Consider the following 21,746-nt stretch of genomic DNA (forward strand, 5'->3'; position numbering starts at 1 on the left):
AAGCCGACCCGGAGGTCGGCTTTTACACTCGGTCAGATCACTCTACAGGGTGTGGTTTTGTCGCCGGTGCAGTTGCGGCGTGAGTGGCGCTATGGCCGCCCGCAGCGCCTTTACCGCTGAAGGAGAAGTCCGGGCGAACCCAGTCGCTATGACGCGGTGCTTCCGGTACATAGGCAGGTGCTGGTGCTTTGGTCATTGGCGCGGTGGCGATTTTACGAGCCATCGGTTCGGCGCTAACCTGCGTGGAAACATTTTCCTGCGCTTCTTCTTCCTGAGTTTCTTGTACGGCTGAGTTTTCACCTGCCGTTACCGGTGCAATAACTGCCTCGGGCTCCGCGGCTGGCTGGACTTCTTCAGCCACGTCTTTCGCGTTTTCCGCAACGGTGCGATCTTCTTCCGCGATCAGTTGCGGCTGTTGATCAACAGACGCTTCAATCACTTCCGGATGCGTGGTTTCAACAGCAACCGGTTCTGGCGCAGCAACCGGAGTGTGCGGTTCAACTACTACCGGTTCGGCAGCGTCAGCGGCCTCTGCAGGGGCTTCAATGACTTCTGCCGGCTGGCTGGCAAGCAATTGTGCTTCGGCAATGGCTGGCGCAACATCCTGACTGGCAACGGCGTTTTGCTCGATGTCGCTATCCTGAACCTGTTGCTTGTCCTGTGGGCGCACAACCGGATAGGTAATCCACACTTTACCTGACGCCATTTCTGGTGAAGCACAGGCCACGGTCAGCGGCATGGCAGACTGCAGCGGATAACGCTCATCACGATAGCGACGACGACGCTGGCCGCTCACACGCAAGTGACGCGGAGAACGACGTGAGCGACGCGGCATGGTGTTGTCGCGTGCTTCACCGTTATCATCCTGCTCCTGCTGAGGGGCATTATCCACAACGGCAGGCAGATCAACCTTCGCCACTTCTGTGCGCGGCGCTGATGCTTCCGGTACTGCGGTTTCTTCGACCTGCTCTGCAGGCGCTTCACCGATACGAACTTTCTGGCTCAATTGGCGCTGCTTACGGCGTGGCATAACCTGTACACGCTCTTCCTGTTCCGTTTCCTGAGCAGGCTGCTCTTCACGGTTCAGTTCCTTCACTTCCTGCTGTGCCTGACGTTTATCGTCATTGCGGCGGCGAGTGCGCTCGCGACGCGGCTGCTGATCGTCACGGGTTTTAGCTTTATCGGACTCTTCTGCCGCTACCGGCTGACGAATTTCACGGGTTTCCGCATTCTGCTGTGGTTTTTCACGACGGTTGCGGCGATTCTCTTCGCGACCCTCGCGGTTTTCACGGCCTTCGCGCGCTTCGTTGCCTTCACTGCGGCTATCACGGCGCTCATTACGATCGCGACGGTTGCCCTGGCGTGATTTCCGACGGTCTTGCTGACGATCTTGTCTTTCAGCTTTCTTCTCTTCTTCTTTCACTTCAACCGGAGCAGGCGTTGCTTCACCGGCAAACAGGCCTTTCAGTGCAGAGAAGAAACGGCTTACCAGACCCGGTGCAGCAGGGGCAGTCGCGGCGACTTCTGGCTGGGCTTTTGCTGCGGGGGCCGTTGCCGGAGCTTGCGGAACCGGTGGGACATCCGGCATCACGAAGGTGGCGAGAGCGGGCTGCTCCGGACGTTTACGTTCGGCAACGTCTTCTTCGGATGGCAGGGCCATCGCTTCTTCATGCAGTTTCGGCAGCAAATAGCTCAGGGTTGGCGTCTCTTCGCCTTTACGGACACGCAGCACGGAGTAGTGCGGGGTTTCCATCTGATCGTTCGGGACGATCACACAGCGAACACCGCCCTGACGAGCTTCGATGGCGCTAACGGCGGCGCGTTTTTCGTTCAACAGGTAAGAAGCGACCTGTACCGGAACAATCGCGTGGACTTCCTGCGTGTTCTCTTTCAGCGCTTCTTCTTCGATCAAACGCAGGATAGAGAGAGAGAGCGATTCGTTATCACGGATAGTACCGGTACCGCTACAGCGCGGGCACACGTGATGGCTGGACTCGCCAAGCGACGGACTCAGACGCTGGCGCGACATTTCGAGCAGGCCGAAGCGGGAAATATGGCTAATCTGGATACGCGCACGATCCTGGCGCACCGCTTCGCGTAGACGATTTTCAACCGCGCGCTGATGGCGTACCGGGGTCATATCGATAAAGTCGATAACAATCAGGCCGCCAAGGTCGCGAAGGCGCAACTGACGGGCGATTTCATCCGCTGCTTCAAGGTTGGTGTTGAACGCCGTTTCTTCAATGTCGCCACCACGGGTTGCACGGGCGGAGTTGATATCGATGGCGGTCAGCGCTTCGGTAGAGTCAATGACGATAGAGCCGCCGGACGGCAGGCGCACTTCACGCTGGAAGGCAGATTCAATCTGCGACTCGATTTGGTAGTGGCTGAACAGCGGAATTTCACCGGTGTACAGTTTGATTTTGCTGCTGAAATCTGGACGACCCAGCGCAGAGATATGCTGGCGGGCCAGCTCAAGCACTTTAGGATTATCAATCAGAATTTCGCCAATATCCTGACGCAGGTAATCGCGGAACGCACGCACAATAACGTTGCTTTCCTGATGGATCAGGAAAGGTGCAGGACGGCTGTCGGCCGCTTTTTGGATCGCTTCCCAGTGTTTCAGGCGGAAGCTTAAATCCCATTGCAACGCTTCGGCGGATTTACCCACGCCGGCGGTGCGCACGATCAGTCCCATCCCGTCCGGAAGTTCCAGGCTGGACAGGGCTTCTTTTAACTCGGTGCGGTCGTCGCCTTCGATGCGACGAGAGATGCCGCCCGCGCGCGGATTATTTGGCATCAATACCAGGTAACTGCCTGCGAGGCTGATAAAAGTCGTCAGCGCGGCACCTTTGTTGCCACGTTCTTCTTTATCAATTTGGACAATCACTTCCTGACCTTCACGCAGCACATCCTTGATGTTCGGGCGGCCGTGCGCGTTGTAATTGGCAGGGAAGTATTCGCGGGCGATTTCTTTGAGGGGGAGGAAACCGTGACGTTCAGCGCCGTAATCAACAAATGCGGCTTCAAGGCTCGGTTCGATACGGGTGATTTTACCTTTGTAGATGTTCGCTTTTTTCTGTTCGTGGCCCGGGCTTTCGATATCCAGGTCGTACAGGCGCTGCCCATCAACAAGGGCGACGCGCAACTCTTCCTGCTGAGTTGCGTTGATTAACATTCTTTTCATCGTAACTTACTCATTATTCTTACATTGACGACTAAGCTGCGGGCAAGATGACGCCTTTCCGGGGGAGAACCGATGGCCTCGTGACTATTCACGTCGCCAACCTCACGGTTGTCGGTCGCTTAAGAGGCGCAGTGTGTCGGCTGCCTGTATTTCCTGTGGAAAAAACAGCGCAATTATCAGGGGAACAGCCTGGGAAAAACTCTCCAGAGAAGATTCCATCTACCGGTAAGGACTGCAACCCGCAGCCCGCTAACTGCCTGAAAGTTCAATACGTCTTACGCCATTGCTGCGTGTATGATCGGACAGGCAAAACTGGTCATTCCGCTCATTTACTTGTTTTAGCAAAATTCAACACGGAAAACGGCAACATTATTCCTTGCGAACCCTGTTATAGCAAGCTGACTTTTACCATTTATCACCCGGTTACTCACAGTTTTTTCACCTTTGACCCGAGATCGGTTTAATAACCGTCGAATCAACTGTGCAAAAAGCGGCAAGCCAGGCTCAGAAGTAAATATAAGCATATAAAAATGAGTGGCGCTAATCATGCAGCCTATTTAGAATCGCCTCCCATGAAAACTGAGACACCATCCGTAAAATTTGTTGCTATTTCTGCTGACGAAGCAGGGCAACGCATCGATAACTTTTTGCGCACCCAGCTGAAAGGCGTGCCGAAAAGCATGATCTACCGTATTTTGCGTAAAGGCGAAGTACGGGTGAACAAAAAACGAATTAAACCGGAATATAAGCTGGAAGCCGGCGATGAAGTCCGTATTCCACCTGTGCGCGTTGCGGAAAGAGAAGAAGAAGCGGTATCGCCACATCTGCAAAAAGTCGCCCAGTTAACCGACGTCATTCTTTATGAAGACGACCATATTCTGGTACTGAATAAACCTTCAGGTACGGCGGTCCATGGCGGCAGCGGTTTGAGCTTTGGCGTGATCGAAGGCTTACGCGCGTTACGCCCGGAAGCGCGTTTCCTTGAACTGGTTCATCGTCTCGATCGCGATACCTCCGGCGTGTTGCTGGTGGCAAAAAAACGTTCTGCGCTGCGTTCGCTGCATGAGCAACTGCGCGGCAAAGATATGCAGAAAGATTATCTGGCACTGGTGCGTGGCCAGTGGCAGTCCCACGTGAAGGTTGTACAGGCGCCTCTGCTAAAAAATATTCTGCAAAGCGGTGAGCGCATTGTGCGCGTGAACAGCGAAGGCAAACCTTCCGAAACCCGCTTTAAAGTGGAAGAACGTTATGAATTCTCTACGCTGGTTCGTTGCAGCCCGGTCACCGGTCGCACGCACCAGATTCGTGTTCATACACAACATGCCGGCCACCCGATTGCGTTTGACGATCGCTATGGCGATCGCGAGTTCGACAAACAACTGGCGTCCACGGGGCTTTCGCGCCTGTTCCTGCATGCGGCTGCGCTTAAGTTCACCCATCCGCATACTGGCGAGACACTGCGCATTGAAGCCCCGCTTGATAATGCGCTGAAACATTGCCTGCAAGTGCTGCGCAACGCCAAATAACCTTTTCCCCTCCCATTATGGGAGGGGAAAGGCTCTCTCCTTAAGGCTTCAGCCATTTATCCAGCCAGGGAAAGACCTCATCCTGTTGTTCCTGATAAAAAACATGGCCCAGCGCTGGCCAGCTTTTAGTGAGCAGTTTGTCGTCGGCATGTTGCGATGACCAGACCTTATGCACTTTATCAAACGCCTCCTGTACCGCTTCCGGCGGGAAAAGTTTGTCTTTGCCACCGCTGAAAATCAGCATGGGTTTCGGCGCGGCGATACTGGCAAGATCGGGAATATCCATTCTGGCAGGCATGCCGGGATGCACCATGTAAAAAGCGGACTGGCCTCTTAGCACATTGTTACCGGGTTGCATCAGGCCGTTATAAGTACCAAACCAGGAAATCACGGCCGTCGCCGCGACTTTGTCGCTTAACGCTGCCAGTTGCCAGGCGCGAAATCCCCCCATAGAGAATCCCACGACGCCGATACGCTGTTTGTCCACGCCCGCATGGGCGGCAATGAAATCCACCGTGCGCATATCTTCATAAGCCACTTCGCCGGCCAGTGAGCGGCCAAGATTAAAGTAATTACTTGCCAGCGCTTGCTGTTGTTCGTACACCATCGGCCCACGATCGCCCCAGCCTGGGCTGTCGATTGCGATCACAGCGTAGCCACGGCTGGCCAGTTCATCGCCAATAAACTTACCGCTAAAAAATTTGTCTGCCCACGCCTGAGCACTGGCCAGTTTTTCGTTGTCACCCCAGGGGCGAACCAGCTTCTCTTTGCCGATGTCAAATTTTGAACCGTGATCGTGTAACAGCACGATAGCAGGATGTGGGCCGGGTGATTTAGGCATCAGCAGCAGTGCCGATACACGGTTATCATCCGTAATGTTAAGCGCCAGTTTTTCGGCAAAATAAGTGCCACGATCCTCTTTGGTTATCGATTGTGGGGCAAAGGGTTTAGTGGCGTCTGGCGTAAGCAGGGCAGAGCGAAAATGCTGGCGGCTCTGTTTTTGCCACTGCGAGAAGTTGTGAAAGTTCCCGGATAACCAGGAGTCCGGGTAGCGCATTTGCGCTTTTAAGGCCTGCCAGCTTGCAGGAAGATTACCTTCCACCACTCCTTGCGTTTGCCAGGAATCTTGCGCGCTCGCGCAGAAAGAAGCCAACAGCGTCAGCATCAATGTCACTTGTCGGGTACTTTTCATCACCTTTCCTTAAATTAAAACACTGTTTTAATAATTGAGGTGAATGTACTGGCTGTTTAAAAAAGAATCTGTGATCGCTAAGGCATTAACTTAATAGAGGATTACACTGCTCGCGACGAAGCATCTGGCACAGGGCAATAAGCGGTAACCCAACCAGTGTATTGGGATCCCGCCCTTCCAGGCGCTCAAACAAGGCAATACCGAGACCTTCGCTTTTGAAGCTTCCCGCGCAGTTTAAGGGGCGCTCTTTGCGAACATAATCGTCAATTTCCTGTTCACTTAAATGCCGGAAATGCACATCGAAAGGCTCACATTCGGTTTGTAAATGACCAGTGGCGGAATTAAAAAGCGCAAGGCCGGTATAAAAAGTAACAATATTACCGCTGGCTTTCATGAGTTGCTGGCGGGCATTTTCTTCGCTATGGGGCTTGCCGGTGATCTCACCGTCCAGCACGCACACCTGGTCAGAACCAATAATAAGATGATGGGGGTAAGCCTGCGCCAGCGACTGGGCTTTATCCTGCGCCAGGCGAAGCACGAGGTGTCGCGGAGACTCACCCGGTTGAGGGGTTTCATCGGTATTTGGCGCTGCGCATTCAAACGTTACCCCCAGCTTTTCCAACAGGGCGCGACGATAAGGAGAAGTAGAGGCAAGAATAATAGTAGACATATTTTTTTCACCAAATATGGCTTAACAAGGACAGGCATTTTAAACTGTAGGCCGCAATGTGTGCGAATTATTGGCAAAAGGCAACCGTAGGCTGCCTTTTTCTTTGACTCTATGACGTTACAAAGTTAATATGCGCGCCCTATGCAAAAGGTAAAATTACCCCTGACTCTTGATCCGGTTCGTACGGCTCAAAAACGCCTTGATTACGAGGGTATCTATACTCCCGAACAGGCCGAGCGCGTCGCCGAGTCTGTGGTCAGCGTGGACAGTGATGTGGAGTGCTCCATGTCGTTCGCTATCGATAACCAGCGTCTCGCGGTCTTAACCGGCGAAGCAACGGTCACGGTATCGCTCGAGTGCCAGCGCTGCGGGAAACCGTTCACCCATCATGTTCACACAACGTATTGTTTTAGTCCTGTACGTTCTGACGAACAGGCTGAAGCACTGCCGGAAGCGTATGAGCCGATTGAGGTTAACGAATTCGGCGAAATCGATCTGCTGGCGCTGGTCGAGGATGAAATCATCCTCTCCTTGCCGGTAGTTCCGGTGCATGATTCTGAACACTGTGAAGTGTCCGAGGCGGACATGGTCTTTGGCGAATTGCCTGATGAAGCGCAAAAACCAAACCCATTTGCCGTATTAGCCAGCTTAAAGCGTAAGTAATTGAGGAGTAAGGTCCATGGCCGTACAACAGAATAAACCAACCCGTTCCAAACGTGGCATGCGTCGTTCCCATGACGCGCTGACCGCAGTCACCAGCCTGTCTGTAGACAAAACTTCTGGTGAAACCCACCTGCGTCACCACATTACCGCCGACGGTTTCTACCGTGGCCGTAAGGTCATCGCTAAGTAATCACGCGCAAGCGTGATTAAGCTTAGTGAGGATTTCCCCGCGTAAGCGGGGATAAACCGAACCAGGCTGCGACGATACCTTGACACGTCTAACCCTGGCGTTAGATGTCATGGGGGGCGATTCAGGCCCGGCCGTGACAGTGCCTGCAGCTTTGCAGGCACTGAACTCTAATTCGCAACTCAACCTTCTTTTAGTCGGCGATCCCGACGCTATCACGCCATTACTTACCAAAGCTGATTTTGAGCAACGCTCGCGCTTGCTTATTGTTCCTGCACAGTCAGTTATTGCCAGTGATGTGCGCGCCGCACAGGCGATCCGTAATAGTCGCGGTAGTTCAATGCGCATTGCGCTTGAGCTGGTAAAAGAAGGGCGTGCACAGGCTTGCGTCAGCGCAGGTAATACCGGTGCGCTGATGGGACTGGCGAAAATGTTGCTCAAACCAATTGAAGGGATTGAGCGCCCGGCGTTGGTGACGGTGCTGCCACACCAGCAAAAGGGCAAAACCGTCGTGCTGGATTTAGGCGCTAATGTGGATTGCGATAGCACGATGCTGGCGCAATTTGCAGTGATGGGCGCAGTTATGGCGGAAGAGATCCTTGGCATTGCAAATCCGCGTGTGGCTCTACTCAATATTGGTGAAGAAGAAACCAAAGGCCATGACAGTATCCGCGATGCAGCGGCATTATTAAAATCGCTTCCTGCAATGAACTACATTGGTTACCTGGAAGCGAACGAATTACTGACCGGTAAAACGGATGTGCTGGTTTGTGATGGCTTTACAGGAAATGTCACATTAAAAACAATGGAAGGGGTTGTCAGGATGTTCCTTTCGCTGCTGAAATCGCAGGGCGAGGGGCAAAAAAGGTCGTGGTGGCTGATTTTATTAAAGCGTTGGTTACAAAAAAGCCTGACAAGGCGATTCAGTCACCTCAACCCCGACCAGTATAATGGTGCCTGTCTGTTAGGATTGCGCGGCACGGTGATTAAGAGTCATGGTGCAGCCAATCAGCGCGCTTTTAGCGTAGCGATTGAACAGGCAGTGCAGGCGGTGCAGCGGCAGGTTCCACAACGAATAGCCGCTCGCCTGGAATCTGTGTACGCACGCGCTGTTTCGCCAGAGCAAGAAGGTGAACACCAGAGCGCGCGTATATTACCCAAGAGTGACTGAGCGTACATGTATACGAAGATTATTGGTACCGGCAGCTTTCTGCCCGAGCAGGTTCGAACAAACGCCGATTTAGAAAAAATGGTGGAAACCTCTGACGAATGGATTGTCAGCCGTACAGGGATCCGTGAGCGTCGCATCGCCGCTGCAAACGAAACTGTTTCGACCATGGGCTATGCGGCTGCGCAACGCGCGCTGGAAATGGCCGGCATCGATAAAGATCAGATTGGCTTAATCATTGTGGCGACAACCTCTGCGACACATGCCTTTCCGAGTGCGGCTTGCCAGATTCAGAATATGCTGGAGATTAAAGGCTGCCCGGCATTTGATGTCGCCGCGGCCTGCGCCGGTTTTACCTATGCGCTGAGTATTGCCGATCAATACGTCAAGTCGGGTGCAGTGAAAAATGCGCTGGTAATTGGTTCCGACGTTCTGGCCCGCACGCTGGATCCAGAAGATCGCGGGACCATTATTCTGTTCGGCGACGGTGCTGGGGCTGTGGTGCTGAGCGCTTCTGATGAGCCGGGTATTATTTCAACGCACCTGCATGCCGATGGCAGCTATGGTGAGTTGCTGACGCTGCCGAACCTCGATCGCGTGACGCCGGATAATTCAACTTATCTGACAATGGCAGGTAATGAAGTCTTTAAAGTCGCCGTTACCGAACTGGCGCGTATTGTTGATGAAACATTAGCGGCCAATAATCTTGAACGCAGTGAGCTGGACTGGCTGGTGCCGCACCAGGCTAACTTGCGTATCATTAGCGCAACGGCGAAAAAACTCGGTATGTCGATGGACAATGTGGTGGTGACGTTGGATCGCCACGGCAATACGTCTGCGGCTTCCGTTCCCAGCGCACTTGATGAAGCCGTCCGTGATGGGCGTATCAAACCGGGCCAGCTTGTTCTGCTTGAAGCATTCGGCGGCGGGTTTACCTGGGGCTCCGCGCTGGTTCGTTTCTGAGTACAAGGATAAAAACATGACGCAATTCGCATTTGTGTTCCCCGGGCAGGGCTCTCAAACCGTTGGTATGCTGGCTGATATGGCGGCGACTTACCCGGTTATTACCGAGACTTTTGCTGAAGCCTCCGCGGCGCTGGGCTATGATCTCTGGGCGCTGGTGCAGCAAGGCCCAGCAGAAGAACTGAACAAAACCTGGCAGACCCAACCGGCACTGCTGACCGCCTCCGTCGCGCTGTGGCGTGTATGGCAGCAGCAGGGTGGCAAAACCCCTGCGCTAATGGCGGGTCACAGCCTTGGCGAATATTCTGCATTAGTATGCGCGGGTGTTATCGCTTTCGCTGACGCTGTGCGCCTGGTTGAACTGCGCGGTAAATTTATGCAAGAAGCTGTGCCGGAAGGTACGGGTGCGATGTCTGCAATCATCGGGCTTGATGATGCCTCAATCGCCAAAGCCTGCGAAGAGTCTGCCGAAGGGCAGGTTGTTTCTCCGGTGAACTACAATTCTCCGGGCCAGGTTGTGATTGCGGGTCATAAAGATGCCGTTGAACGTGCAGGCGCCGCTTGTAAAGCGGCAGGAGCTAAACGCGCGCTGCCGCTGCCAGTCAGTGTGCCGTCTCACTGTGCGCTGATGAAACCAGCGGCAGATAAGCTGGCTGCTGAGCTGGGCACAATTACTTTTAACGCGCCGCAGATCCCGGTTGTCAATAATGTGGATGTGAAGTGCGAGACAACGCCTGAAGCGATTCGCGATGCCCTGGTTCGCCAGCTTTATAGCCCGGTGCAGTGGACGAAGAGCGTCGAATTTATGGCAGCACAGGGTGTTGAACACCTGTATGAAGTGGGTCCAGGTAAAGTCCTCACTGGCCTGACAAAACGTATTGTTGACACCCTGACAGCGTCTGCGCTCAATGAGCCGACCGCGATGTCAGAGGCACTTGCGCAATAAAAGAGGAAGCCTATGAGTTTTGAAGGAAAAGTCGCGCTGGTCACCGGTGCAAGCCGCGGTATTGGCCGCGCTATTGCAGAGACCCTGGTTGCGCGCGGCGCGAAAGTTATCGGCACTGCCACCAGTGAAAATGGTGCTCAGGCGATCAGCGATTATTTGGGTGCTAATGGTAAAGGTTTGCTGTTGAATGTGACCGATGCTGCATCTATCGAATCCGTTCTGGAAAATATTCGCGCTGAGTTTGGCGAGGTCGATATTCTGGTTAATAATGCCGGTATCACTCGTGACAACCTGTTGATGCGCATGAAAGATGATGAGTGGAACGATATCCTCAATACCAATCTTTCATCTGTTTTCCGTCTGTCAAAAGCGGTAATGCGGGCTATGATGAAAAAGCGTCATGGGCGTATTATCACTATCGGTTCTGTGGTTGGTACCATGGGAAATGCTGGTCAGGCCAACTACGCTGCGGCGAAAGCGGGTTTGATCGGTTTCAGTAAATCGCTGGCGCGTGAAGTTGCGTCCCGCGGTATTACGGTGAACGTTGTTGCTCCGGGTTTTATTGAAACGGACATGACGCGTGCGCTGTCTGATGATCAGCGTGCGGGTATTCTGGCGCAGGTTCCTGCGGGTCGTCTTGGCGGCGCTCAGGAAATCGCCAGTGCGGTTGCATTTTTAGCCTCTGACGAGGCGGGGTACATCACTGGTGAGACCCTGCACGTTAACGGCGGAATGTATATGGTTTAACCACGATGAAATATATTTGCGTTATTAGGGCGAAAGGCCTCAAAATAGCGTAAAATCGTGGTAAGAACTGCCGGGATTTAGTTGCAAATTTTTCAACATTTTATACACTACGAAAACCATCGCGAAAGCGAGTTTTGATAGGAAATTTAAGAGTATGAGCACTATCGAAGAACGCGTTAAGAAAATTATCGGCGAACAGCTGGGCGTTAAGCAGGAAGAAGTTACCAACAATGCTTCCTTCGTTGAAGACCTGGGCGCTGATTCTCTTGACACCGTTGAGCTGGTAATGGCTCTGGAAGAAGAGTTTGATACTGAGATTCCGGACGAAGAAGCTGAGAAGATCACCACCGTTCAGGCAGCCATTGATTACATCAACGGTCACCAGGCGTAAGTGAACATCTCCAGGCGGTCACTCGACCGCCTGAGTTTTATCTAATTTAATCCCACGAATCTCTTTATTTATCCCTCCCTGGAGGACAAACGTGTCTAAGCGTCGTGTAGTTGTGACCGGACTGGGCATGTTGTCTCCTGTCGGCAATACCGTAGAGTCTACCTGGAAAGCTCTCCTTGCCGGTCAGAGTGGCATCAGCCTGATCGACCATTTCGATACTAGCGCCTATGCAACGAAATTTGCTGGCTTAGTAAAGGATTTTAACTGTGAAGACATCATCTCGCGTAAAGAACAGCGCAAGATGGATGATTTCATTCAATATGGAATTGTGGCTGGCGTACAGGCCATGCTGGATTCGGGTTTCGAGGTCACCGAAGAGAACGCAACCCGCATTGGCGCCGCGATTGGCTCCGGCATTGGTGGTCTCGGTCTGATTGAAGAAAACCACAGTTCCCTTGTCAACGGCGGTCCGCGTAAAATCAGCCCGTTCTTCGTGCCTTCCACGATCGTGAACATGGTTGCAGGCCATCTGACGATTATGTTTGGTCTGCGTGGTCCAAGTATTTCAATCGCAACGGCTTGTACGTCAGGCGTGCACAACATCGGCCATGCCGCGCGCATCATCGCTTACGGCGATGCAGACGCAATGCTGGCAGGCGGTGCAGAGAAAGCCAGTACTCCGCTGGGCGTTGGTGGTTTCGGCGCAGCGCGCGCACTCTCCAACCGTAATGACAATCCGCAGGCAGCAAGTCGCCCGTGGGACAAAGACCGTGACGGCTTTGTGCTTGGCGATGGCGCCGGCATCATTATGCTTGAAGAGTACGAGCACGCGAAAAAACGCGGCGCGAAGATTTATGCTGAGATCGTGGGTTTTGGCATGAGCAGCGACGCTTACCACATGACGTCTCCTCCGGAAAACGGCGCTGGCGCCGCCCTGGCGATGGTCAACGCACTGCGTGATGCAGGCATTGAGCCGGGTCAGATTGGTTATGTCAACGCACACGGCACTTCAACGCCTGCGGGCGACAAAGCAGAAGCTCAGGCTGTGAAATCCGTATTTGGTGAAGCAGCGAGCCGCGTGCTGGTTAGCTCCACCAAATCTATGACCGGCCACCTGTTAGGTGCAGCAGGTGCAGTAGAATCTATCTACTCGATCCTGGCGCTGCGCGATCAGGCTGTACCGCCAACCATCAACCTGGATAACCCGGATGAAGGTTGCGATCTCGACTTCGTGCCGCACGAAGCTCGCCAGGTCAGCGGTATGGAGTACACCCTGTGTAACTCCTTCGGCTTTGGTGGTACCAATGGTTCACTGATCTTCAAAAAAGTCTGATTATTTCAGCCTGCGTAAAGGCCCGCCTGTCGGGCCTTTTCTATTCGGTTTTCTCCGCTTGTTCTGCACTGTCCATCCTGCCAAACTGTCCCGTCACAGCAATAAGGATCCTCTATGTTCTTGATTAATGGCACCTGGCAGCACACGCTTCCCGCCACTGACCGGGCAACACAATTTGGTGACGGTTGCTTTACCACGGCACGGATAATTGACGGGCAGATCCAATTTTTGTCTGCACATCTCCAGCGCTTACAGCAGGCATGCGAACGCCTGCTGATTTCCTTTACTGACATGTCTTTACTGGAGCAGGAGATGAAAACGCTGGCGGCGGCACATGCCGATGGTGTAGTAAAAGTCATCATTAGCCGTGGCTCAGGCGGCCGGGGTTACAGTGCAGCGAACTGCACGGCACCGACGCGTATCTTGTCTCATTCTCCGCGCCCCGCGCATTATGCGCACTGGCGGCAGAAAGGCATTACGCTCGCGCTCAGCCCGGTGCGTCTTGGGCGGAACCCCCTGCTTGCCGGCATCAAACATCTTAATCGCCTTGAACAGGTTTTAATTCGTGCGAACCTCGAAAAGACCGGGGCAGAGGAAGCTCTGGTGCTGGATAGCGATGGCTGGTTGACTGAGTGCAGCGCGGCCAATCTTTTCTGGCGCTGCGGAGGCGATGTGTTTACCCCACGACTCGATCAGGCCGGTGTGAATGGCATTATGCGGCAATATTGCATACGGCAACTGGCATCTTCCGATTTTAACGTTGTCGAAGTGAATGCGTATCATGATGCCTTAACAAACGCAGATGAAGTCCTTATTTGTAACGCGTTGATGCCGGTGATCCCGGTATGTCAGTGGGAAGATTGCCACTGGGCAGCGCGTGATTTGTTCCACTTTTTAGCCCCCCTTTGTGAGCAGATAAATCAGTCATGAAGAAAATGTTACGTTTCGTTATCCTCCTGCTGGCGTTATTGGTTATCGCTGCGGGCGCAGGTATGTGGAAAGTTCGCCAACTGGCGGACAGTAAGATCCTCATAAAAGAAGAGACCATTTTTGCCCTGCAGGCCGGCACTGGCCGTCTGGCGCTGGGCGAACAGTTATATAACGAAAAGGTGATTAATCGCCCGCGCGTGTTTCAATGGCTGTTACGGCTGGAACCGGACCTCTCCCATTTTAAAGCCGGTACCTATCGCTTTACGCCGGGAATGACGGTACGTGAAATGCTGCAATTGCTTGAAAGCGGTAAAGAGGCACAATTCCCACTGCGGCTGGTAGAAGGCATGCGCCTGAGCGATTACCTGAAACAACTGCGTGAGGCGCCGTGGATCAAACATACGCTGAAAGATGACGATTATGCCACCGTGGCACAGGCCCTGAAGTTAGAGCATCCGGAGTGGGTTGAAGGTTGGTTCTGGCCCGACACCTGGATGTACACCGCGAACACGACCGATGTGGCGTTACTGAAACGCGCACATCAAAAGATGGTGCGTGTGGTTGAGCAAACCTGGGAAGGGCGTATGGAGGGGCTGCCCTATAAAGACCAGAATCAACTGGTGACCATGGCCTCCATCATCGAAAAAGAGACTGCCGTGGCCAGTGAACGCGATAAAGTGGCCTCGGTGTTTATTAACCGTTTGCGCGTTGGCATGAAGCTGCAGACCGATCCAACGGTGATCTACGGGATGGGCGCGCGTTATAATGGTAAGCTGTCGCGCGCGGATCTCGAAGCGCCTACAGACTACAACACCTATGTGATAAGCGGCATGCCGCCGGGGCCGATTGCGACGCCGGGCGAAGCCTCGCTGAAAGCAGCAGCGCATCCGGCAAAGACGCCGTATCTCTATTTTGTGGCGGATGGTAAAGGCGGCCACACTTTTAATACCAATCTCGCCAGCCATAACCGGTCAGTGCAGGAATACCTGAAAGTACTTAAGGAAAAAAATGGGCAGTAAATACATCGTCATTGAAGGACTGGAAGGCGCGGGTAAAACCACCGCGCGTGATGTCATCGTCGAAACGTTAAAAACGCTGGATGTCGGCGAAATGGTCTTCACGCGTGAGCCGGGTGGAACGCTGCTTGCAGAGAAGCTGCGCAGTCTGGTGCTGGATATTCGTTCCGTTGGCGACGAAGTTATTTGCGATAAAGCCGAAGTCCTGATGTTCTACGCTGCCCGCGTACAGCTAGTCGAAACCGTCATTAAACCTGCGCTGGCAGAGGGCAAATGGGTGATTGGCGATCGGCACGATCTCTCTACCCAGGCGTATCAGGGTGGGGGACGGGGTATCGATCAGTCGATGCTGGCGACCCTGCGCGATGCGGTCCTCGGGGACTTTCGCCCGGATTTGACCCTCTATCTGGATGTAACCCCGGAAGTGGGGCTGAAGCGCGCACGCGCACGCGGCGACCTGGATCGCATTGAACAGGAATCGCTGGATTTCTTTAATCGCACACGGGCCCGCTATCTCGAGCTGGCAGCGCAGGATAAAACGATCCGCACCGTCGATGCGACGCAGCCATTGGAGGCGGTTATCCGCGATATTCGCCAGACCGTGACCGCGTGGGTGCAGGAGCAGGGCGCATGAAATGGTATCCGTGGCTGCGACCGGACTTTGAGCAACTGGTCGCCAGTTATCAGGCCGGGCGTGGGCACCACGCGTTACTGATTCATGCCTTGCCGGGAATGGGCGAAGATGCGCTGATCTATGCCATCAGCCGCTTTCTGCTGTGCCAGACGCCGCAGGCGCACAAAAGCTGCGGCCACTGCCGCGGTTGCCAGCTTATGCAGGCGGGGACGCACCCGGACTATTACCCGTTGGCACCGGAGAAAGGCAAAACCACGCTCGGCATTGATGCCGTGCGGGACGTCAGTGAAAAATTGTATGAACATGCCCGTCTTGGCGGCGCAAAAGTAGTCTGGATCCAGGACGCCGCCGTGCTGACCGATGCGGCGGCCAATGCGCTGCTTAAGACTCTGGAAGAGCCGCCAGCGCAGACCTGGTTTTTCCTTGCCTGTCGGGAACCGGCCCGTCTGCTCGCCACGCTACGCAGCCGCTGCCGCCTGCACCATCTGGCACCACCGGCCGAGAATTATGCGAGTGCCTGGCTGGGGCGTGAAGTGTCAGCATCCCCTGATGCCATCCTGACTGCGCTACGTCTGAGCGCAGGTTCGCCGGGGGCGGCGGAAATGCTGTTACAGGAAGAACAGTGGGCGCAGCGCAAGCAACTGTGCCAGGCCACGGAGACGGCGCTGCAAAGCGGTGACTGGCTGGCGATGTTGCCCGTGCTCAATCATGAGCGGGTTGCCGAACGTTTGCAGTGGCTGGCTTCGTTGTGGCTGGATGCGCTAAAAGTTCAACAAGGCGCGACCTTACTGAGTAATGTGGATTGTGCCGGCCTGGTTCATGATCTTGCTCGTCAGTTACGAAGTGAAACCTTGCATGCATTGCTGCATTCGGCATTTATCTGCCGTGAACAACTTCTCAGCGTCGTGGGTGTGAACCGCGAGTTGCTGTTGACCGATCTGCTGTTAAATCTGGAACGCTACCTGCAACCCGGTACTGCGCTTCCTGTATCCCATCTTTAAGAGAGACATTATGTTTTTAGTCGACTCGCACTGCCATCTTGATGGCCTTGATTACCAGGCTTTGCATAAAGACGTAGACGATGTGCTGGCGAAAGCCGCCGCGCGTGATGTGAAATTTTGCCTTGCCGTTGCGACAACCTTGCCGGGCTACCTCAGTATGCGCGAGCTGGTGGGGGAGCGTGATAATGTCGTCTTCTCCTGCGGTGTGCATCCTCTCAATCAGGACGAAAGTTATGATGTTGAGATGCTGCGTCAACTGGCGGCGGAAGAGGGGGTGGTCGCCATGGGCGAAACAGGCCTCGACTATTTTTATACGCCGGAGACGAAAGCCCGCCAGCAGGCATCTTTTCGTAACCATATCCGTATTGGCCGCGAGCTGAATAAGCCCGTAATTGTTCATACGCGCGATGCCCGCGCTGATACGCTGGCGATCCTGGAAGAAGAGAAGGTGACAGATTGCGGCGGTGTTCTACACTGTTTTACAGAGGATCGCGAAACCGCTGGCAAGTTGTTGGATATGGGCTTTTTTATCTCATTCTCCGGCATTGTTACCTTCCGCAATGCTGAACAACTGCGTGATGCCGCGCGCTATGTGCCCCTCGATCGCTTGCTGGTCGAAACGGACTCACCGTACCTTGCGCCGGTACCGCACCGTGGTAAAGAGAACCAGCCTGCGATGACCCGTGATGTGGCGGAATATATGGCTGTCTTAAAGGGGGTTTCCCTTGAACAACTGGCGCAACAGACCACGCAAAACTTTGCCAGTTTGTTTCACGTTGACCTCTCCCGCCTGCAATCCGCCTGATCTCGCAGCTTATTTTAGTACTCGTAATTAATAACCGATCAGAGTAAAGTTCACCGCCGTAAAAAAGGCGGTGACGCTCGCTTTTCATTCGAAGGTACCCGCCTTTTGTAAATTAATGTGAGTTTTGCAGCGTGTGCTAGCTGAAACGTGATAGCCATCAAACAAACCGAAATCGATTTATTTTACTCTGTGTAATAAATAAAGGGCGCTTAGATGCCCTTCCCACGGCGCGGCTCTCCCCCCGCGCCAATGCGCGAAAAGCGTAAAAAAGCACTAATACTCAGGAGCACTCTCAATTATGTTTAAGAATGCATTTGCTAACCTGCAGAAGGTCGGTAAATCGCTGATGCTGCCAGTATCCGTACTGCCTATCGCAGGTATCCTGCTGGGCGTCGGTTCTGCAAACTTCAGCTGGCTGCCAGAAGTGGTTTCCCATGTTATGGCCGAAGCGGGCGGTTCCGTTTTTGCCAACATGCCACTGATCTTCGCTATCGGTGTTGCGCTGGGCTTCACCAATAACGACGGTGTTTCGGCTCTGGCTGCAGTTGTTGCCTACGGCATCATGGTGAAAACCATGGCTGTTGTTGCACCGCTGGTCCTGCATTTACCTGCTGACGAAATCGCCGCAAAACACCTGGCTGATACCGGTGTTCTGGGCGGGATCATCTCCGGTGCGATCGCAGCGTACATGTTCAACCGTTTCTACCGCATTAAGCTGCCTGAGTACCTGGGCTTCTTTGCCGGTAAGCGTTTTGTTCCTATCATTTCAGGTCTGGCCGCGATTTTCACCGGTGTGATCCTGTCCTTCATTTGGCCGCCGATCGGTACTGCTATCCAGACCTTCTCTCAGTGGGCTGCTTACCAGAACCCGGTTGTGGCGTTCGGTATCTACGGCTTCATTGAGCGCTGCCTGGTACCGTTTGGTCTGCACCATATCTGGAACGTACCTTTCCAGATGCAGATTGGTGAATTCACCAACGCGGCAGGTCAGGTGTTCCACGGCGATATTCCGCGTTACATGGCCGGTGACCCGACTGCGGGCAAACTGTCTGGTGGCTTCCTGTTCAAAATGTACGGTCTGCCGGCTGCGGCTATCGCAATCTGGCATTCCGCTAAACCGGAAAACCGCGCCAAAGTGGGCGGTATCATGATCTCCGCCGCGCTGACCTCGTTCCTGACCGGTATTACCGAGCCGATCGAGTTCTCCTTCATGTTCGTTGCGCCGATCCTGTACGTCATCCACGCGATTCTGGCAGGCCTGGCATTCCCGATCTGTATCCTGCTGGGTATGCGTGACGGTACGTCATTCTCGCACGGTCTGATCGACTTCATCGTGCTGAGCGGCAACAGCAGCAAACTGTGGCTGTTCCCGGTTATCGGCCTTTGCTACGCGGTGGTGTACTACACAATCTTCCGCGTGCTGATCAAAGCACTGGATCTGAAAACGCCAGGTCGTGAAGAAACCACTGAAGAGAATAAAGTGGGCGCGACCAGCGAAATGGCTCCGGCCCTGGTGACAGCATTTGGCGGTAAAGAGAACATCACCAACCTGGATGCGTGCATTACGCGTCTGCGTGTCAGCGTAGCTGACGTAGCGAAAGTGGATCAGGCTGGCCTGAAGAAACTGGGCGCTGCGGGTGTGGTTGTGGCCGGTTCCGGTGTACAGGCGATTTTCGGTACCAAATCCGATAACCTGAAAACCGAAATGGATGAATACATCCGTAATAACTAAGCCATAGTCTGGGGAGACTGAGGGAGCCTGATGGCTCCCTTTTTTATTGCTGTTAAATAATACCGGCTGCATAAGAATCAGTTGGGTTGAGGCTTAGCTGCCCCTCTACAGACACAACACCCTCTTATGCGGTAATAAAAAAGGGGAGCCTAAAGGCTCCCCGGGCAGGAGTAGCGATGATCAGAAATCGTAATTCGCACTCACCGAGAAGTTACGCGGCGCGCCATACACCGTGTAGCTGCCAACGTAATCGTAATATTCCCGGTCGAACAGGTTGTTGAGGTTTGCCTGAACAGAGAAGTTTTTCGTGACCTGGTAGCGGCTGAACAGGTTTACCAGCGCATAGCTGCCTTGTACCGCACGGTCGGTAGAGCCGGAAGGGCCAGTCGCGTCATTCCATGTCTTGTTCTGCCAGTTTACGCCGCCGCCAATGGTCAAGTCTGGCAGCATCGGCAACTGGTAACGGGTGAACAATTTCATGGTGGTACGCGGCTGATCGGAACTGACCGTCTTGCCGTCTTTATCTTCTGCCACAAAACGGGTGGCACCGAAAGTTAATTGCCAGTTATCTGTCAGCGCACCGTTCAGCTCAAACTCAATCCCTTTGCTGACTACGCCATCCAGCGATTCGTAGATCGATTCACCGCTTGGCATATAGGTATAGGTGTTATTCGCGACGCCGTCCTGCTCAATGCGGAACACCGCGATGGAAGTGGTCAGACGGGTATTGAACCAGTCTGCTTTGACGCCGGCTTCATAACTCTTGCCGGTGGTTGGGTCGAGATAACGACCGCTGGCATTACGCTTGTCCTGCGGCTGGAAGATCTCGGTGTAGCTGACGTAAGTCGACCAGTCTTCATTGATGTCATAAACCAGCCCGGCATATGGCGTCACATCATCTTTGGTGCTGTGCAGACGCGTATCCGGCGAACCGGCCGGGTTATAGCGAATATCGTAATCGGTATAACGTGCGCCGACGATCAGGTGTAGCGGATCGGCCAGCGAGAAGCGGGCGGACGCATAAGCAGAAGACTGACGGATATCATCTTTGCTGTAGAGTGCCCAGGCGCTCCAGGTTGGATCGGCGATATTGCTGTTCCAGCCATTGGTGAAACTGCCCACGTTAACCGTGCTGTCGGGGAGCGGCAGGGAGTTGTCGTAATGGTTACGCTGGCGGCTGTAGCTGCCGCCAAACATCACTTCATGCTGACGGCCAAAGAGATCAAACCCGCCGCGCAGGAAGGCGTCAACGGCATCTTGTTTACGCTCGCCACGGTTCCAGCCGCCATAGCCGACCAGACCATCGCCGGTATCTCTGTCGGCATAGCCGTACATATACATCAATTTGCTGTCGAAATTGGTTTTCGCATGCATACCATTGATGTGTGCTTCCCAGCCATCGCCAAAGCGCTGGGTCAAATTGGCGAAGAGCCTGGTGTTGTCTTTGTTGGAGTAGGCCCAGTCGGGCGCAACCGTGGTGCTGCGATCGTATTTTGCTTTTGCGCCGTCGCTGTACCAGGTTGGCAATCCGCCCCATGTTGGGCTGTCGGTGTTGCTTTCCTGGTATTCATAGCCCACTGAAAGTGTGGTGTTGTCGGTGACGTCGGTATCAACGACACCGTAAAGGAATTTTTTGCGATAGTGGTAGTTATCTACCCAACTGTCATTGTCCTGATAGCCGGTAATCAGGCGACCCCGCACTTTACCCGATTCAACCAACGGGGCTTGTAAGTCCAGGACATAGCGCTGTTTGTCCCAACTGCCATAGCTTGCTGAGGCAGAACCTTTAAAGGTGTTACTGTCAGCATGTTTACGCACCATGTTGACATAGGCCGACGGGTTCCCGGTACCAGACATCAACCCCGTGGCACCACGTACCACTTCAATACGATCATAAATTGCCGTATCGGCAGCGGTGTCGCCAAAGTTCCACACTTCACTGATCGAGGTCGGCAGATCATCGTAGGCGTAGTTGCTTACGAAGAAGCCGCGGGAGTAGAACACCGTCCGGTCGCTATCCTGTACCTGCGCCGTTACGCCGGTGGTATTGGTCAGCACCTGGCCAATGGATTGCAGATTCTGATCCTGCATACGCTGCTGGCTGACGACGCTAACGGACTGTGGAATGTCGCGTGGCACCAGTAGCAGTTTTGTGCCAGTGGTGGTGGTTTTGACACTGTAATCCTGATCCTGGCTGGCGGTAATGTCGCCGCTATTTGTCGCAGTACCTTCTACCACGACAGTCTCTTCAGATGTGGTGGTGTCAGCTAATGCGCCAGCCGGCGCAAGCGCCATGGCAATGCACACGGCAAGTAGGGACGGTGTGGCAGCGAGCGGACGCGCGTCGTCCCTGGCGTGTTGAGTGAAAGACATGAATAAACCCTTCATGGTGTGTTTAAGGGAGTGTCCGGCGGCGATACGTTGTCGCGGGGGACGTTGGTTTTAATTTGTTGGATAGTAATCGCGCATGGAAATGCAAATGCGAAATATACGCATTCACTTCATTGATGTAAACAGATGTAAGCAGTAGTGATGAAATGCCGTTTCAGCATACTGAAAAGAGGTTGTTGGCTATTCCTGCGCCAGAGGTACCTGAAACCAGAAAGAAAAAGTGCGTTATGGTTGAAACGATAAGAGTATCTCGATCATACTTGA

General features: G+C 53.8%; 19 protein-coding genes. 15 read left to right on the forward strand and 4 right to left on the reverse strand.

The genetic code is table 11. The features are described from left to right. Nucleotides 1–37: 37 nt before the first annotated feature. A complete protein-coding gene (gene rne / locus RTX30_RS00235; protein WP_312685659.1) occupies nt 38–3,187 on the reverse strand; it encodes a ribonuclease E in 3,150 nt (1,049 codons plus the stop codon). Between the two features lie 572 nt (nt 3,188–3,759). Here rne and rluC point away from each other — a divergent pair. Next, complete coding sequence (rluC, locus tag RTX30_RS00240; protein WP_312685661.1) at nt 3,760–4,713, forward strand: 23S rRNA pseudouridine(955/2504/2580) synthase RluC; 954 nt, start codon at nt 3,760–3,762, stop codon at nt 4,711–4,713. 40 nt (nt 4,714–4,753) lie between these two features. Here rluC and RTX30_RS00245 read toward each other — a convergent pair whose 3' ends face one another. After that, nucleotides 4,754–5,905 carry an alpha/beta fold hydrolase gene (locus tag RTX30_RS00245; RefSeq protein ID WP_312685663.1) on the reverse strand — a complete coding sequence of 384 codons (1,152 nt, stop codon included), beginning with the start codon at nt 5,903–5,905 and terminating at the stop codon, nt 4,754–4,756. Nucleotides 5,906–5,990: 85 nt separating this feature from the next. Next, nucleotides 5,991–6,575, reverse strand: a complete 585-nt coding sequence (locus tag RTX30_RS00250) for a nucleoside triphosphate pyrophosphatase (RefSeq protein ID WP_312685665.1) — start codon at nt 6,573–6,575, stop codon at nt 5,991–5,993. Between the two features lie 141 nt (nt 6,576–6,716). Here RTX30_RS00250 and yceD point away from each other — a divergent pair, with 141 nt between their 5' ends. From yceD to ptsG, 14 genes are all read left to right on the forward strand, one after another. Beyond that, nucleotides 6,717–7,238, forward strand: a complete 522-nt coding sequence (yceD, locus tag RTX30_RS00255; RefSeq protein WP_312685667.1) for a 23S rRNA accumulation protein YceD — start codon at nt 6,717–6,719, stop codon at nt 7,236–7,238. Between the two features lie 16 nt (nt 7,239–7,254). Further along, nucleotides 7,255–7,428, forward strand: coding sequence for a 50S ribosomal protein L32 (rpmF, locus tag RTX30_RS00260; RefSeq protein ID WP_013366685.1), 174 nt, complete (start codon nt 7,255–7,257; stop codon nt 7,426–7,428). 79 nt (nt 7,429–7,507) lie between these two features. Then, a complete protein-coding gene (gene plsX / locus RTX30_RS00265; protein WP_312685671.1) occupies nt 7,508–8,596 on the forward strand; it encodes a phosphate acyltransferase PlsX in 1,089 nt (362 codons plus the stop codon). A 6-nt stretch (nt 8,597–8,602) separates the two neighbouring features. Further along, on the forward strand, nt 8,603–9,556 hold the full coding sequence (locus RTX30_RS00270) for a beta-ketoacyl-ACP synthase III (RefSeq protein ID WP_312685673.1): 954 nt from the start codon (nt 8,603–8,605) through the stop codon (nt 9,554–9,556). A gap of 16 nt (nt 9,557–9,572) precedes the next feature. Continuing rightward, nucleotides 9,573–10,502 carry an ACP S-malonyltransferase gene (gene fabD / locus RTX30_RS00275; RefSeq protein ID WP_312685675.1) on the forward strand — a complete coding sequence of 310 codons (930 nt, stop codon included), beginning with the start codon at nt 9,573–9,575 and terminating at the stop codon, nt 10,500–10,502. A gap of 12 nt (nt 10,503–10,514) precedes the next feature. Next, the gene (fabG, locus tag RTX30_RS00280; RefSeq protein WP_312685677.1) at nt 10,515–11,249 is read left to right on the forward strand and encodes a 3-oxoacyl-ACP reductase FabG; all 735 of its coding nucleotides are present in this window, start codon (nt 10,515–10,517) and stop codon (nt 11,247–11,249) included. Between the two features lie 154 nt (nt 11,250–11,403). Beyond that, the gene (gene acpP / locus RTX30_RS00285) at nt 11,404–11,640 is read left to right on the forward strand and encodes an acyl carrier protein (RefSeq protein ID WP_000103754.1); all 237 of its coding nucleotides are present in this window, start codon (nt 11,404–11,406) and stop codon (nt 11,638–11,640) included. A 91-nt stretch (nt 11,641–11,731) separates the two neighbouring features. Then, entirely contained in the window at nt 11,732–12,973 is a 1,242-nt protein-coding gene (fabF, locus tag RTX30_RS00290) for a beta-ketoacyl-ACP synthase II (RefSeq protein ID WP_312685679.1), read from the forward strand. Between the two features lie 114 nt (nt 12,974–13,087). Beyond that, complete coding sequence (gene pabC, locus RTX30_RS00295; RefSeq protein ID WP_312685681.1) at nt 13,088–13,903, forward strand: aminodeoxychorismate lyase; 816 nt, start codon at nt 13,088–13,090, stop codon at nt 13,901–13,903. Beyond that, nucleotides 13,900–14,922, forward strand: coding sequence for a cell division protein YceG (gene yceG / locus RTX30_RS00300; protein WP_312685683.1), 1,023 nt, complete (start codon nt 13,900–13,902; stop codon nt 14,920–14,922). Before pabC ends, yceG begins: the two co-directional genes overlap by 4 nt. Then, nucleotides 14,912–15,553, forward strand: a complete 642-nt coding sequence (tmk, locus tag RTX30_RS00305; RefSeq protein WP_312685685.1) for a dTMP kinase — start codon at nt 14,912–14,914, stop codon at nt 15,551–15,553. Before yceG ends, tmk begins: the two co-directional genes overlap by 11 nt. Continuing rightward, complete coding sequence (gene holB, locus RTX30_RS00310) at nt 15,550–16,554, forward strand: DNA polymerase III subunit delta' (protein WP_312685687.1); 1,005 nt, start codon at nt 15,550–15,552, stop codon at nt 16,552–16,554. Before tmk ends, holB begins: the two co-directional genes overlap by 4 nt. A 10-nt stretch (nt 16,555–16,564) precedes the next feature. Then, a complete protein-coding gene (locus tag RTX30_RS00315; protein ID WP_312685689.1) occupies nt 16,565–17,359 on the forward strand; it encodes a metal-dependent hydrolase in 795 nt (264 codons plus the stop codon). A 298-nt stretch (nt 17,360–17,657) separates the two neighbouring features. Further along, entirely contained in the window at nt 17,658–19,091 is a 1,434-nt protein-coding gene (ptsG, locus tag RTX30_RS00320; protein WP_312685691.1) for a PTS glucose transporter subunit IIBC, read from the forward strand. A 180-nt stretch (nt 19,092–19,271) separates the two neighbouring features. Here ptsG and fhuE read toward each other — a convergent pair whose 3' ends face one another. Then, a complete protein-coding gene (gene fhuE / locus RTX30_RS00325; protein ID WP_312685693.1) occupies nt 19,272–21,464 on the reverse strand; it encodes a ferric-rhodotorulic acid/ferric-coprogen receptor FhuE in 2,193 nt (730 codons plus the stop codon). Nucleotides 21,465–21,746: the final 282 nt, after the last annotated feature.

The sequence above is a fragment of the Kosakonia sp. genome, from assembly GCF_032052965.1.
Lineage (GTDB): Bacteria > Pseudomonadota > Gammaproteobacteria > Enterobacterales > Enterobacteriaceae > Kosakonia.